The following is a 15,205-nucleotide window of genomic DNA, read 5'->3' on the forward strand; positions in this document are numbered from 1 at the left end:
GGCCAGCTCGGCACCGCACTGCGCGCCGCTTACCGTGGCCAAGAGCACGTGGAATTTTGCTCACGAGAAGAATTCGACATCACCAATCCCCCGGCGCGCGACTGGCGCCAGTACCAAGCAATCATCAATGCGGCTGCGTATAACGACGTCAATGGCGCTGAATCCGACCGCGCTGGCGCCTGGGAAGTCAACGCCACCGCCCCAGCAAGACTCGCTGCGATCGCCAACGAACATAACCTCACGTTGGTGCATGTCTCCTCGGATTATATTTTCGACGGCCAACACGAGGTGCACACCGAAGACGAAATCCCTTCGCCGCTGTCGGCTTATGGCGCCAGCAAGGCTGCTGGCGATACCGCCGCTCAGACCGCCCCGCGGCATTACGTGGTGCGCACCTCCTGGGTGTTCGGCGACGGGGCCAATTTCATCTCCACGATGGCCAAGCTTGCCAACGACGGCATGCAGCCCAAAGTCGTGTGTGATCAGCGCGGGCGGCCAACCTACGCCCAGGATTTGGCGCGCGGAATCGTGCATTTGCTAGACAGCCAGGCACCTTTTGGGGTCTACAATTTGAGCTCCGATGGCGATACGGCCTCGCGCGATGAGATTGCGATGGCTGTGTTCATCGGCTGCGGTGGCGATCCCGCAGATGTTACCCCGGTGACCAGCGAGGAATATGGCCAGGATCAGGCTGCGCGACCGGCGGAGTCCACCCTGGACTTGACCAAGATCAAAGCCGCCGGGTTTAGCCCCAGCAATTGGCGTGCCAGCCTCGCACTCTATTTGGCTTGATGCGCAGCTGCAGGCCAACCCTGCGGCGGCGGTGCGAAAACAGTGGCGCATGCGATCTAGCAACCTAGATCTGGCAACATAGATGACTATGAAAGGCATCATCCTCGCCGGCGGTTCCGGCACCCGGCTCTACCCCATTACCCAGGGGATTTCGAAGCAGCTCATGCCGATCTACGACAAGCCGATGATCTATTACCCTTTGTCGACACTCATCCAGGCCGGCATTCGGGAGATTTTGCTCATCACCACCCCGCAGGATGCTCCTGCTTTTCGACGTCTGCTTGGCGACGGTTCGCAGTGGGGCCTGCTGCTGGACTACGCGATTCAACCGCGCCCCGAAGGCCTGGCGCAGGCGTTTTTGATCGGCGAAGACTTCATCGGAGACGACGATGTGGCCTTGGTTCTCGGTGACAATATCTTCGACGGCCATGGGTTTTCCGGTGCGTTGCCACAATGCCATCACCCCGATGGTGGAATCATCTTCGCCTACGAGGTCGCTGACCCGCAGCGCTATGGCGTCGTCGAGTTCGCCTCCGACGGGCGTGCGCTGTCGATTGAGGAAAAGCCTGCCCATCCAGCTTCACCCTATGCGGTAGTGGGGCTGTATTTCTACGATAATTCCGTCATCGAGATCGCCAAGTCGATTACGCCTTCAGCGCGCGGCGAGCTCGAGATCACGGCGATTAATGAGGAATATTTGCACCGGGGGCAATTATCGGTGCAACGCATGCAACGCGGTGATGTGTGGTTGGACACAGGCACTGTTGATTCTATGTCTGAAGCCGCAGCGTATGTAGAGGTTTTACAAAAACGCACCGGTGCCATCATTGGTTCACCGGAAGTTTCTGCCTACCGCGAGGGATTTATTAGCGCCTCTGCGTTGTTAGAGTTAGCGCAACCATTAATCAAATCCGGCTATGGCACTTATTTAGAGCGCGCAGCCCAGGAAGATTAGTGTGCTCGCAGGCCCAACCCGCCTGTCAGACCCCGATAGACGAAGGTTGTTATGTCCTCTTCACGCAACGCTTTCCAGCGCAAACCCGCGCTGCTCTGGACGCTTATCGCCCTGGTAGTGGCGCTGGCAGTGCTTGTCGTTGTTGCTATCGTTCGTTCTGGCGACGACGATTCCACGAGCGCGAGTGACCAGGATGCAATGCACGGCCCTCAGGCTCCTGATTCTGCTAGCTCTGGCGATTCCGATGCCCAAAGTAGCCCCATGCACGGTGGCGAATACTCCCCCGAGAAAGCCCGCGAACTTGCCGAGCAGGTTGAGCCCGGCACGAACTTCGCTACCCCCGATTCCCCGAATGCCGAAATCGTCGGACCGGGAGCGGAAATCACCTCGAATGAAGACATCCTGAACGTGCACCGTCGTGATGCGCAGGATCCATTCGCCATGGGGGCACTCGATGCCCCGGTTGTGCTCTCAGAGTTTTCCGACTTTGAATGCCCATTCTGTACGCGTTTCGCCGTAGAGACCGCACCGAAGTTGAAAGAGAAATTCGTCGACACCGGTCTGCTGCGCGTCGAATGGAACGATCTGCCGGTCAATGGACCGCAGGCAGAAGTTGGCGCGCAAGCTGGCCGCGCTGCCGGTAAGCAAGGTAAGTTCTACGACTTCCACGACGTGCTCTACAACAACACCTACGAAAACCAGTCGGGTGGCCACCCCGGATACTCAGTCGACGATCTGGTGAAATTTGCCGAAGAAGCTGGCGTGAAAAATATTGCGCAGTTCCGCAAAGATCTTGAAGACGAAACCTACAAAGATGTGGTGCGCCAAGCGCGCAGTTACGCCACCTCGGTCGGACTCAACGGCACCCCGGCGTTTATCCTCGGCGACCGTTTCATTTCTGGCGCGCAGCCCTATGAGGTCTTCGAAGACGAGGTTTACCGCCAGCTGGCCAAGGTAGCCGACGGTACCGTGCCGCGCGCGGGTGCGCAGGCCGGACCACAGGCTCAATAGTGCAAGAAAGGTTCTTACGGATAAATGATTGAAGTAGGCCTTTTTGGTGCGCTCTTGGCAGGTGTGCTTTCGCTGATTAGCCCCTGTTCAGCGTTGCTTTTGCCTGCGTTTTTCGCTTATGCTTTTGATTCGCTACGCCACCTGGTGTGGAAAACTCTGATCTTTTTGGCCGGGCTGATTACCGTCCTCGTCCCTATCGGCGCTGGTGTGGGCAGCATCGGCGCGTTCATGGTTGATCACCGCTCAACGATCATTTTGGTCGGTGGAATCATTATCATCGCCCTGGGTATCTACACGTTTTTTGGCGGTGGGTTTAATCTGCCGTTTTCTAACCTGTCGTCGAAGGCGAAGGGCTCTGGCCCCGGCGCGGTGTTCTTTTTAGGCGCTGTCTATGGCTTCGCTGGCTTCTGTGCTGGGCCACTTCTCGGTGCGGTGCTCACGACGGCGGCGGTCTCTGCCTCTGCGTGGTACGGCGCGGCAATCATGGCCGCTTACGCCGTTGGCATGGCCATCCCGCTGTTTATTCTGGCGTTGCTGTGGGAAAAACTGGATTTGGGCTCCAAGATGCGCCCGAAGCCAATCACAATCGGCCCGTTTACCACGCACATGGTGTCCATGATCTCCGGTGCTCTGTTCGTCGGCATTGGCATTTTGTTCATCATCAGCCACGGCACCTCTGCCTGGGGCGGCCCGCTGAGCACCGATGCACAGGCGCGGGTGCAGGAATGGGTCATGCAATTCGCAGGCCTATCGGACCTCACCCTGGCGATCATCGCGCTGGTAGTAGCGATCATCATCGTGTTGATCGTCGGGCTACGCAAAAAAGACAACAACCACGAAAAAGACGCCAGCAAAGCTGAATCTTCAGCTGCTGACGCCTCTCAATAAGCGTCCTCTGGACGCGACCTGCGGCTTAGATTTAATTCTTAGTAACCGCGCTCGATATATTCGTCCAGGTGGGAGAATTCTTCTCCTACCGTGGTGAAATCACCGTGGCCGGGCAGGACTTCCGTCTCGTCCGGCAGGGTGAACACCTTAGATTTCAGCGAATCAATGATGGTGCCGAAATCCGAGTACTTTTTGTCGGTGGCACCCGGACCACCAGAAAACAGGGTATCGCCGGCGAAGATCTTTGCTTCGTCTTCGCAGTACAACACGCAGGATCCTGGAGAGTGCCCTGGGGTGTGCAGAACCTTCAGCGTGCTGCCTTCGACATCGAACGTGTCGCCGTCGGCAAGACGGGCGAATGAACGATCGCCGTTGGCTTCTTCCCACAGCATCTCGTCATCTGGGTGCATGTACATTTCCACCCCGAAATGATCCGCGACCTGCGGGGCAATATCGACGTGATCACTGTGGCCATGCGTCAAAATAATGCCTTTGACGTTGCGGTTTTCCACGGCACCGACGATGGTATCGAGTTCATGCGACGGGTCGATGATCCAGCAATCCTGGTCGCCGACGATAAAGACGTTGTTGTCGACGTCCCATTCATTGCCGTCGAGTTTGAACTTTCCAGAAGTCACTAGATGGTCAATACGCATGTGTGTTACACCTCTACTACGCTGCGCAGGACTTTGCCTGCCTTCATGGTTGAGAATGCTTTCTCTACATCATTCAGGGTAATGCGTTCGTCAACGAATTTGTCCAGCGGGAAGCGTCCCTGCTTAGCCAAATCAGCGTACAACGGGAAGTCACGCTCTGGCAGGCAATCGCCGTACCAGGATGGCTTCAACGCGCCGCCGCGAGAGAAGAAATCGATAGCTGGAATTTCGAATTTCGAATCTGGCCCAGGAACACCCACCATGACCATGCGTCCGGCGTGATCGCGCGAATAAAACGCTTGCCGGGTCGTTGCGGGGATAGCCACGGCATCGATGGTGACGTCGGCGCCGAAGCCGTCGGTGAGTTCACGCACTGCTTCGATAACTTCTTCTTCCGATTTGCCGCTCGCATCAATGGCGTGGGTGGCGCCGAATTCTTCCTTGGCGCGCTCTAGCTTCGACGCATCCAAGTCGACCGCGATAATCTTGTTTGCACCTGCCAACTGGGCACCGGCGATGGCCGACATGCCGACGCCACCGACGCCGAAGACAGCCACGGATTCACCGCGAGTAACTTCACCGGTATTCACGGCCGCTCCGAGGCCGGCCATAACGCCGCAGCCCAGCAAGCCAGAAGCAGCAGCGTCGGCCTCCGAATCAATCACGGTGCACTGCCCTTCGTGTACCAGTGTCTTTTCTGCCAAAGCGCCGATACCCAACGCTGCGGTGAGCTCGGTGCCGTCGGCAAGCGTCATTGGTTTGGAAGCATTGTGGGTATCGAAGCAGTAACGTGGCTGCCCCTTCTTGCAGGCCCGGCATTCGCCGCACACAGCGCGCCAGTTCAGTACGACGGTGTCGCCAACTTTAACGTGGGAAACTTCGCTGCCGACAGATTCGACGACTGCAGTGGCTTCATGGCCCAATAGGAATGGGTAGGCATCTTCGATATCGCCATCGCGGTAAGCCAGATCAGTATGGCAGATACCACAAGTTTTCACAGCAACAACGACGTCATGTGCGCCAGGAGCCGGGATGACAATGTCGACGGTTTCGACTTCGGCACCCTTGGAGCGAGCGATAACGCCCTTAACGGTTTGTTGTGCTTCATCTACAGAATATTGATTCTGATTTTCAATAAGCGTTTCTTTATATGACATGTCTACTATTATACCGTGAATGCTTGAATTTATCCGCGGCACAATTCGCACCGTGCAGCCCTGATCTGCACGATGTAACAAGAAGTAACGGGAGGGACGATAGTTACGATGGTTATGGTGTAAGTTTTTATACAGAAACTACCCTCCTGGCATTCCCACCTCCGGGAATTCAAGCAGATTCCTCTCGGTGAATTTTCTCAGTTCCACTCTTGTCCGATTTTTGTCCGATTATTAAAGGTGTGATTTTGTGCCCCTACGTGACCAGCTCGAATACCTCGGAGCCAACGGCAAAGGACTGGTGCGGCTGCTTCCAACTCTGTGGAAATCCGGCATCATTTCGCCCAAAGACGGCATTCGCGCCTTCGTGCACGCACCCGGCATTCTCGCGCGCTATTGGCTCAGCACCGCCCGCGAAGTAGAACAAGCCACCCTCATTGAGCCGGATCGCCCCGCGCTTATCGACGACGATGGCACCCTTACGTACCGCGAACTGCAACAACAAGCCACAAATTTCGCCCGCTATTTACACCAATTGCCGGTCAACGAGATCCGGCTAGGCATTATGGCTCGCAATGGCCGCGGTATCGTCACCCCACTGATTGCCAAGGGCTATGCCGGAGCAACACTGTTTTTGCTGAATATCGGCTCCTCGGCTGAACAACTTGCCGGGTGCATCGAAGAAAACGACATCAACGTGCTTGTCATTGATAGTGAATTCGCCGACCGTCTGCCAGAACCTGACTCCGCCGCTGCAACTGGCCTGCATGTGGTGATCGCCCATGAAGGTGGCGAAGCTACCGGCTCGCACCCAGTTTTATCTGAGATCACCACCCGCAAGATCGATCAGAAGCTGCCACGCTTTCCCAAGCACGGCAATATCGTGTTGATGTCCTCTGGAACCACAGGTGTGCCCAAAGGTATTGCTCGCCCAGAGCCGAAACTCCCCACGGTATTGAGCACCATCCTCGATGCTATTCCGTGGGAAGCCGGCTACAACGTGCAGATGACCGCCTCGATTTTCCACACTTGGGGCTGGGCGATGCTCAACATCGCCTTCGCGTTGCGCTCCACCGTAATCACGCGCCGCATTTTTGATGCCGAAGCCTGTCTCAACGACATCCAAGAACACCGCTGTGAGGTTTTGGTGTCCTCGCCAGTGTTCTACAAATCCATGGTCACGCTAGACAACACCTGGGACTACGACGCTTCGTCGTTGCAGGTCATCGCCTCATCCGGCCATGCACTTTCGCCCCAGATCGCTGCCGACACCATCGAACGCTTCGGCCCAATCTTGGCAAATATTTATGGCTCCACCGAGCTCACCTTGGCCAGCGCCGCGACCGCACAGCAAATTGCCGAGGACGCAACCATCGGCGGATCCATCGCTAATGGCACAGTGCTGAAGATTCTTGACGACGACGGCAAAGAAGTTCCTCGTGGCAAAGTCGGGAAAATCTATCTGCGCAACGCGACCACGATGGTTGGCTACACCAACCCGAAGCACAAGCTCGATCGCGTGGGCATGCTGCAGTCGATCGGAGATCTCGGATACATCGATAACGACGGCATGCTTCACGTGCTGGGCCGTGCCGATGAGATGATCATCGTCGGCGGCGAAAACGTCTATCCTTCGTCGGTCGACAACACGCTGGATACTATGCCAGGCATTGCCGATCACTATTGCAAAGGCGTCGACGACGACGCCACCTTCAGCCGCATCGCAGCATGGGTCGTGAAAGATCCAGAAGGGCCAGACATTACTGCCGATGATATTCGCCAATGGGTACGTACCCGCTTGGCAGAACACTCGGTGCCGCGCGATGTGCACTTCGTCGACGATTTGCCGCGCAACGCCACCGGCAAGGTGATCCCGCGCAAACTCACTGCTTAAACGCCGCTCACGGCTAGTACCAGGGCGCCGCTGGCGATGGGGCTTGCTAGCTAACTCCGCTAGCTAGAGGTTTCTGCTTGCTATAGCGGGCCCTGCCATCACGGCCGCGGCCCGTACCGAGCTCACACTGCGGAGCCACAGTGCAAATTCCAGAACGCAGTTTCCAGACTGCAATTTTCAGACTGTAATTTACAGTGTACGTTTTACAATGTAAGCCAGTTTTGCACTGTCGTTTTACACTGTGACCTGATTTTAGGGTCTATCGATGACATATTGTCACTCGCAAATCAGAATACTCACTTTCGCCGAAGACGCCTACAGTCACAAAAACACTGGTAAAAACACCAAGGTATCATCCCGGCATCAACACTGAAACACTACTGACTAACAGTGCACATCACAGTGCAAAAGCACCCTGAGAGTGCTAGACACTTTCACATTGTGACTGTATTCTTTACAGTGTGAAATGGGACAGTGGAACTTTAATTCAAACATTGCACGAGATGCGGGAGTTTGGCGACGACTTCCTGAATGTCGAAGCAAAACGCGGCTCCTCTGTCCCAGACAATCTGCCTACAACGATCTGTGCCTTTGCGAATATGCCTACTGGCGGCACAGTCCTGCTCGGTGTCGATGAAAGCACAAACTTCAGTGTCACTGGAGTAAATGAGCCAGCAAAAATAATCAAAGCTGTGACAACCCAAGCACGGAACAGTATCGAGCCAGCACCACAGATTTTCTCAGACGTTGTCCCTATCGATGGCAAAAACGTGGTAGCCATAACCGTAAATCCGCTATCACCTGAGCATAAGCCAGCCAGATACCGTGGCAAAGCATATCTGAGGCAAAGCGATGGCGATTATGAAATGAACGCGAACGATTTGCAGCTCATCCGGAATGCATCACTCATAGCAGCAAGAAGCCACGAAACAGATTCTGAACCGGTACCTGGCACTACTCGCGCTGATTTGAATAGTGAATTAACTGCACGATATATAGCAGAAGTTCGCCAGTATTCTCGGCGTTTGTCCCAGGTAGTTAATGACACGGATTTGCTACGTACCCTGAAAGTTATTCTTCCCGACGGTTCATTAAGTGTTTCTGGCCTGTACGGACTCGGATTTTTCCCACAAGCGGCTGAGCCGGCTTTACGAGTTACAGCCGCAGTGCGAATGCCAGAAGGATTTGGTGGACCACGAAACCGTAATATCGAAACTTTTGAGGGTGCTGTTCCAGATCTTTTGGAAGATGCAGTTGCGTGGGTAGCGCGCAATGCAGACACCATCGACGAATATCAACCCAGTGGACATATGAAAAAACGTAGCGAATTTCCACTGCGCGCAATAAGAGAAACGATAGCCAATGCGTTGGTTCACCGCGATCTCAGCGCTGCCTCGTTAGGTGGTGGTAAAAGCGTAGAAATCCGATTAACTCGTGAACGTCTCATCATCACCAACCCAGGTGGGCTTCATGGACTCAGCATCGAACAATTAACAAGCTCAGACCTGGCAAAATCTGCAGTCAACCAACGTTTGTATGACCTCATGCGCCACGTCAAGACTTCAGACGGCAGCTCGGTGATCGAAGGCGAAGGTGGTGGCATCGCCGAAATCTTGCGAGCTTGCCGAGATAGCAATCTCACTCGTCCACAATTTTTCGATAACGGCGCACAATTCAAAGTAATTTTCCGTAGACAGCCTCGATTATCCGCGGAACAACGCCAGCACGCGCAAAAACTCGCACATAACCAAGAACTCTCACTTATTCAAATGGAGTTACTGCTTTCGTTAGAGCAAGGCGCGACTTGGTCAATAGGACAAATGCGGAAGCAATTTGCCCCACTCGGGCAGTCCGAAGCAGATGATCTTCTCACAGAACTAAGCTCACTCAAGCTAGCTTCCTACCAAGACGGGGTACTTCGTCCGCGAGATACTTCACACGAGACACCACGGGATAAAGGTACGCAGCAGCGTAGAACGTCAGATTTTTCATCAGTGCACGGCACGAATACCGCAGCTATCATCGCTCAGCTAAACCAGGCACCAATGAGATTTCCCGAGTTGGTAGAGGCAATACCAGAACTCAGTCCTGGCCAAATTCGGTATGCACTCAAACAACTACAAACAGCCGGAGCCGTGCTGATGGAAGGTCGACAAGGACAGCGCTCTACGCGTTATCGCATAAATCGATCTCCCAAAGAATAACCCAGCTGCGCCCCATAAAGTACATTATGGGAATCAGTCCAAGGCTTCTACGACTCAGACTTGCCCCGTGAAGTAGTCGAAGAAGACGGCGAAAAATTTCATCGTCTACGAACTTGAAAACGGTGGTGAAATTGGAACGCCGACGTCACTTACGCACGGACAATCACGTATCCGGGTTGGACCTACAATTAAGGGTCCCTGGGCTGAATTAACTCCAACGGAGCAACGAATGCTTATTGCCGGACAAGAAGCAGCACTCGTTCGCCTCATTTGTAGAACAACCCCTCAAGGTAGGGGAATATGCAGCATATCAACGGTTATTGCTTCTACAATGTTCGTATACCTGCAAGAAAATGGAGCGTGCCCAAATGACCAACGCCTCCTGATTGAACTAAATTGGGCAGGACGACTACGAGGAGCACAATGCCGTTAAAAGCTCGCGACTTTATACCACCACTGATTTTTCTAGGAATAGCACTCTATTTTGCAATCGAATGGCAGGTAATTGCAACGGTTATCCTTGTTTGGTTCGGCCTAGTGATCATTGAATATTTGGTCTCCAGAAAAAACCCAAGCCGCAACAATAAACAAGACTCTACCCCGTGAGGTTACCCCACTCAGTCCTAGCCAAATTCGGTATGCACTCAAACAACTATAAACAGCCGGAACCGTGCTGATGGAAGGTCGACAAGGACAGCGCTCTACGCGTTATCGCATAAAATAGAAATAGCCAGAAAGGAATAAACTTATAGCCACCCGCACTGCCATTAATAAGATGGGATATGTATCCCACTAGGAATGCTAGCCCCACCGATGCTACCGTATCACAGCTGTTAGCAAGCTCACAAAAATATTTCGGCTTTTGGTTCCAGCCTTCACCTTATCTTCAATGGCCACGCTTCGGCTGAAAGGTGAAAAACTCATGTCACTGCGCCAACCCCTATGGCACATGCATCAACAAAATCACAAAGGAATAAGAGTTTAAGTAGTGGAGCCATCTAAGGTGTCTGATTCCATGACATCGTTCCGCTCTGTCTCACGACATCCTTCCGCCCCTCAAGGCTCTGATGTGCCACAACATCGTTCCGCTGTTCCCACACAACCACCCCAACAGGGACAATGAGGACACACGCACCACCTTAGGATGTAGCGAGACATACTTCCGCCCAAAATAGAGCATGGGCAAGAAACACACTTCCAACAAAGTCATCGTCGAAACCATCCTCGCGACCGGCATGAGTCATAAAGATGCCGCCGCACTCTTTAACGTCAGCACCCGCTGGATCCGCGAACTACTCCACCGCTATCGAGAAGGTGGCTACCAAGCACTACAACCACGCTCCCGGCGCCCGCACTCCAACCCCAGACAGGTACCAGAGAGCACAGTCAAAACCATCCTCGAAATCCGACAACACCTTGAAAACACCGGCCAAGACAACGGCGCCCACACCATCCGATGGCATCTTCAACAACAAAAAATAACCCCACTACCAGCAGCATCGACTATCCACCGCATACTCAAACGCCACGGCTACGTCATCGAACAACCTCACAAAAGGCCACGCAGTTCCTGGAAACGATTCGAAGCAGACCAACCAAACGAAACCTGGCAACTCGACTACAGCCACTGCTACCTCAACAACAACCAACGCGTAGCCATCCTGACCATCATCGACGACCACTCACGCTTTGTCATCGCTTGCAAAGCCTTCGAACACGAAACCGGCACCAACGTCATCGACACCTTCATATCCGCAGGTAACAAACATGGATTCCCCAAATCCACCCTCACCGACAACGGCAGCGTGTTCACCACAAAGCTCTACAGAAAAGCCGACACTCGCAACGGCTTCGAACAGCTACTCCTCCAAATGGGCATCCAACAAAAGAATGGAACTCCATACCATCCCCAAACCCAAGGAAAAGTCGAGCGCTTCCACCAAACACTCCAAAAAGCCCTGCACGCAAGGCCATTCGCCCACAACATCGGCGAGCTAAACCAACAACTCGATGACATCATCGACTACTACAACAACCACCGACCCCACCGAGCACTCAACAGACAAACACCAGCACAGGCCTACAACCGACTACCCAAAGCCCAACCACTCGACATCCCCATTGGCACCGACAATCGCCTACGGCGAGACAAAGTCGACAACGACGGAAAAGTAACCCTTCGCTGGGCCGGCAACATGCGCAAACTCTACGTCGGAAGAAAACACCGCACCAAAGAAATCATGCTCATCTGCATCAACAACGACATCACCGCCATTAACCCCCACACAGGCGAAATCTGGGGCCGATACCACTTAGACAAAACCAAAAAATACCACCGCAACCAACTCGGTGAAATCTAGAAAACGAACCCCCAAAACGAAGAAAATCTCGAGACACCGAAATAGGAACGATGTCTCGAGACTTCACAGTGGAGCCATCTAAGGGAATCGAACCCTTGACCTGCTCTTTACGAGGGAGCTGCTCTACCGACTGAGCTAAGATGGCACGTTGCAATACAGCAACACTCGCATTCTAACCGATAACACAACGGGAAGAAAAACCGGCTGCAATCCCGCGCTTTAATGCACGCGGTAGGCGCAGCGTAACCTGCCCACCAGCCCGTCGAACGCGATCTGCGGTGAGACGTTGAAGCCCAAAAGTTCGCGGTAATGGCTGATGGCATCTTGGCATTCCACCAGCCCCTCTTCGCTCAAATGCTCCGCCAGCTCAGAAGCTAAAGGTTGGAAATCCGGATGGGTTAGCTCCACGCCAGCGTCCAACTTGACCATCAGCGCATCACGGTAAATCCCCGCGAGATCAACCAATGCCAAATCTAAGACATCGCGCAGCCGACGCGTCTGCCGCTTTTTCTGCAACTTTTCTAGCTCGCGCACATCACCGGCGCCACCAGAGACAGATTTTTGCGTTCCTTTGCCTTTCGCCCCCATTCCCAAGGCGTTTTTCAGACGCGCTACCTCAGCCTCATCTGCTTCGGCATAGCTTTCTTTAGCCTCTTTTTCCACAGCTTTGACCAGCTGCCCGACGGCCTGGAAGCCACCGGATTCGTGAAAAATTGCCTCCGCCAGGTTGATCGCCTGCGCGCGGCGTTGCTGGATCGCCGGAGTTTTTACCAGCTTGCGCGCGCGACCGACGTGCCGCAGTGAGGTGTGTGCCGCCAAGCGGGCATGGTTTTCGCTCGCGCCTTCGTCGACAAGCATCTGCACGATGGTCTCGACGGGTAGCGCGGGAATGTACAGGTGTCGACAGCGAGAACGCAGCGTCTGCGGGAAGTCCTCTGGGTCTGTCGACGGCGCGCACAGAATGATGACGGTGTGCGCCGGTGGTTCCTCGATGGTCTTCAACAAAGCGTTGGCAGCACCGTCGGTAAGCCGGTCGGCGTCTTCGAAGATCACCACACGCCATGCCCCCACGGTGGGTCGTTTCGCCGCGGACGCGACGACCTTGTCGCGCACAAAATCCACGCCGATCGATAATTCTTGCGGAACGACGTGGACGACGTCAGTGTGCTTGCCAGACATTGCGGTACGGCATGCCTGACATTCACCGCAGCCATAGACGCCTGGGGTCTCACAGAGCAGTGCGGCCGCGAAATTCAACGCGGTTGTCGAGCGGCCCGCACCCGGTGGACCTGTAAACAGCCAGGCGTGGGACATTGCGTGGGCGTCGGCGTACATTGCGGATTCATCACTGGAGCCACTGGCGTCACTGCTACCGCTGTTTCCGTGGGCGCCGCTGTGCCCGTGCGCCGTGCTCGCCCCCAGCTGTTTCTGCGCCGCTGCACGCGCGGCAGCCATGATGGTTTTTTGCACCCGGGGGTGATCACGCAGGCGCTCAGCGATAGTAAGAGCAGATCCAGACGACGCATCCATTGGGGCCAATGGTGCAGGTGTGGCGGTTGTAGATGTGGCGTCGTCTGCCATCGAGGCTCGCGTATTACTCACGCCACTAGTCTAGCCGGGTGCTGCACCATTATTGTATTAAGTTATGAACAGATTTCTGCGTGGCATCAAGTGGCTCTGGGGCACCTCATGGCCGCTGTTTGCTACCGCAGTTCTGGGTGCAAACATCACGGGCGCCATCGCGGTGATGCTGTTCGTGCGATTTTTCATTCCGATGCCAGAAATCGCTGATTTCACCGACGAAGTCCCCAACTTGCTGTCGGTCGGCATCGCCTATTTGGTGTTCGCAGTGCTCGTCGGGATGGGCGCCACGTATTTGTTGTTCCGGCCGGTACTCGACTGGCAACGCCACCCCGAACAGCACGACAGAAATATGGTGCGTTATCTGGTCATGCGCATACCGGTCTACCAGGCCGGAGTGGCGGCCTTCGTCTGGCTGATCGGCATTTTGGTGGCCACGATTCTCACCGGCAATTTCGCCGGCCGGTTAGGCTTGGTCGTCGCTGTTTCCACGTCACTGACCGGCATGATCACCATCCTGATCACCTACCTGCAAGCCGAACGCCTCGTGCGCCCGGTCGCAGCAGAGGCGCTGGCGCGCCGGTTTGAAGACTCCACGCTGGAACCACCGATCAAGGTGCGTTTGCTCACCACCTGGGTGATGACAACCGGGGTTCCCATTCTGGGCATCGTGTTGCTGCTGTTCGCCCACCAGGCTGATTTTTTCACCGATAATGCGGCCGATCTCATCCCGCCGGTATTGATCATGGCAGCCACCGGAATCGTGACCGGATTGACCGGCACCATGTTCGCCATGATGAGCGTGATCGACCCGGTCAAGGAACTACAGGATGCGATCAACCGCGTGCGCCGCGGCGAATCCAACGTGGCGGTGGATATTTACGACGGCTCCGAAATGGGTGTTCTGCAAGCCGGTTTTAACGAGATGATGAAAGGCCTGCGCGAGCGCGAACGCGTACGCGATATTTTCGGCCGCTATGTCGGCACGGAAGTCGCCACCAAAGCTCTGGAAGAACGTCCCGAGCTCGGCGGCGAAGACCGTGAAGTCGCGGTACTTTTCGTCGACGTGATCGGCTCGACGACCTTTGCCGTCAGCCACACCCCGGAAGAAGTCGTCGGCGAGCTCAACCAGTTTTTTGAGCACGTCGTCGAGTGTGTGCACCGCAACCGGGGGATCATCAACAAGTTCCAGGGCGATGCTGCACTCGCGGTCTTTGGTGCTCCCCTGCAGCTCACCGATGCCAATTCCCTAGCCTTGCAAGCCGCGCGCGAGCTGCGCGAAGAGCTCAAAGGACTAGCCTTGCATGCCGGAATCGGGGTTGCCGCCGGCCACGTCGTCGCCGGGCACATTGGTGGTTCTGATCGTTTCGAATACACCGTCATCGGTGATGCGGTGAACCAGGCCGCGCGTCTAACTGAGCTGGCGAAAGATACTCCTGGTCAGATCCTGACCAATGCCGCCACATTACGCGGGGCCAACGAAGTCGAACGCGCTCGGTGGACTTTCATGAAATCCATCGAGCTGCGCGGGCGCGGGGAAATGACTCAGCTGGCACGGCCGGTACGGGCCACTCTCGCAGATCGTTCTTAGCGGTTTTCTGCTTGTCGGTGCCTCACACCGCTACACTTTACGGTTGACCGCCTCGGCTAATCGTAGTTTTGCTAACCTACCTTTAGCGCTTGGATGGCGCCGAAATACTCAACTTTGAA

Annotated in this window: 11 protein-coding genes and 1 tRNA gene; 8 read left to right on the forward strand and 4 right to left on the reverse strand. The window is 55.0% G+C overall.

The window, feature by feature from the left end; genetic code table 11:
- From U1140_RS09230 to U1140_RS09245, 4 genes are all read left to right on the forward strand, one after another.
- Positions 1-792 (forward strand): SDR family oxidoreductase (locus U1140_RS09230; protein ID WP_369847381.1); only part of this gene is annotated, 792 nt, incomplete at its 5' end.
- Between the two features lie 88 nt (positions 793-880).
- Entirely contained in the window at positions 881-1,747 is an 867-nt protein-coding gene (gene rfbA / locus U1140_RS09235; RefSeq protein WP_369847423.1) for a glucose-1-phosphate thymidylyltransferase RfbA, read from the forward strand.
- A 51-nt stretch (positions 1,748-1,798) separates the two neighbouring features.
- Complete coding sequence (locus tag U1140_RS09240; protein WP_369847382.1) at positions 1,799-2,758, forward strand: DsbA family protein; 960 nt, start codon at positions 1,799-1,801, stop codon at positions 2,756-2,758.
- A gap of 24 nt (positions 2,759-2,782) precedes the next feature.
- Positions 2,783-3,646: a cytochrome c biogenesis CcdA family protein gene (locus U1140_RS09245; RefSeq protein WP_369847383.1), complete on the forward strand. Its 864-nt coding sequence runs from the start codon at positions 2,783-2,785 to the stop codon at positions 3,644-3,646.
- A 38-nt stretch (positions 3,647-3,684) separates the two neighbouring features.
- On the opposite strand, the gene U1140_RS09250 is transcribed toward U1140_RS09245, so the two are convergent.
- The gene (locus tag U1140_RS09250; RefSeq protein ID WP_369847385.1) at positions 3,685-4,302 is read right to left on the reverse strand and encodes an MBL fold metallo-hydrolase; all 618 of its coding nucleotides are present in this window, start codon (positions 4,300-4,302) and stop codon (positions 3,685-3,687) included.
- Positions 4,303-4,307: 5 nt separating this feature from the next.
- Positions 4,308-5,459 (reverse strand): S-(hydroxymethyl)mycothiol dehydrogenase, encoded by a 1,152-nt coding sequence (locus tag U1140_RS09255; protein WP_369847386.1) that lies wholly within the window; start codon positions 5,457-5,459, stop codon positions 4,308-4,310.
- Between the two features lie 247 nt (positions 5,460-5,706).
- Between U1140_RS09255 and U1140_RS09260 the strand changes: the two genes are divergently transcribed.
- From U1140_RS09260 to U1140_RS09270, 3 genes are all read left to right on the forward strand, one after another.
- The gene (locus U1140_RS09260; protein ID WP_369847387.1) at positions 5,707-7,350 is read left to right on the forward strand and encodes an AMP-binding protein; all 1,644 of its coding nucleotides are present in this window, start codon (positions 5,707-5,709) and stop codon (positions 7,348-7,350) included.
- 461 nt (positions 7,351-7,811) lie between these two features.
- Positions 7,812-9,554, forward strand: a complete 1,743-nt coding sequence (locus U1140_RS09265) for an ATP-binding protein (protein ID WP_369847388.1) — start codon at positions 7,812-7,814, stop codon at positions 9,552-9,554.
- Between the two features lie 1,178 nt (positions 9,555-10,732).
- Positions 10,733-11,914 (forward strand): IS481 family transposase, encoded by a 1,182-nt coding sequence (locus tag U1140_RS09270; RefSeq protein WP_021353152.1) that lies wholly within the window; start codon positions 10,733-10,735, stop codon positions 11,912-11,914.
- A 69-nt stretch (positions 11,915-11,983) separates the two neighbouring features.
- Here U1140_RS09270 and U1140_RS09275 read toward each other — a convergent pair.
- Positions 11,984-12,059 (reverse strand) — tRNA-Thr (locus tag U1140_RS09275).
- 74 nt (positions 12,060-12,133) lie between these two features.
- Entirely contained in the window at positions 12,134-13,516 is a 1,383-nt protein-coding gene (locus tag U1140_RS09280) for a DNA polymerase III subunit delta' (protein WP_369847389.1), read from the reverse strand.
- Positions 13,517-13,559: 43 nt separating this feature from the next.
- On the opposite strand from U1140_RS09280, the gene U1140_RS09285 reads away from it, so the two are divergent.
- A complete protein-coding gene (locus U1140_RS09285; RefSeq protein ID WP_369847391.1) occupies positions 13,560-15,086 on the forward strand; it encodes an adenylate/guanylate cyclase domain-containing protein in 1,527 nt (508 codons plus the stop codon).
- Positions 15,087-15,205: the final 119 nt, after the last annotated feature.

This window comes from Corynebacterium drakensteinense (assembly GCF_041224285.1).
Taxonomy (GTDB): domain Bacteria; phylum Actinomycetota; class Actinomycetes; order Mycobacteriales; family Mycobacteriaceae; genus Corynebacterium.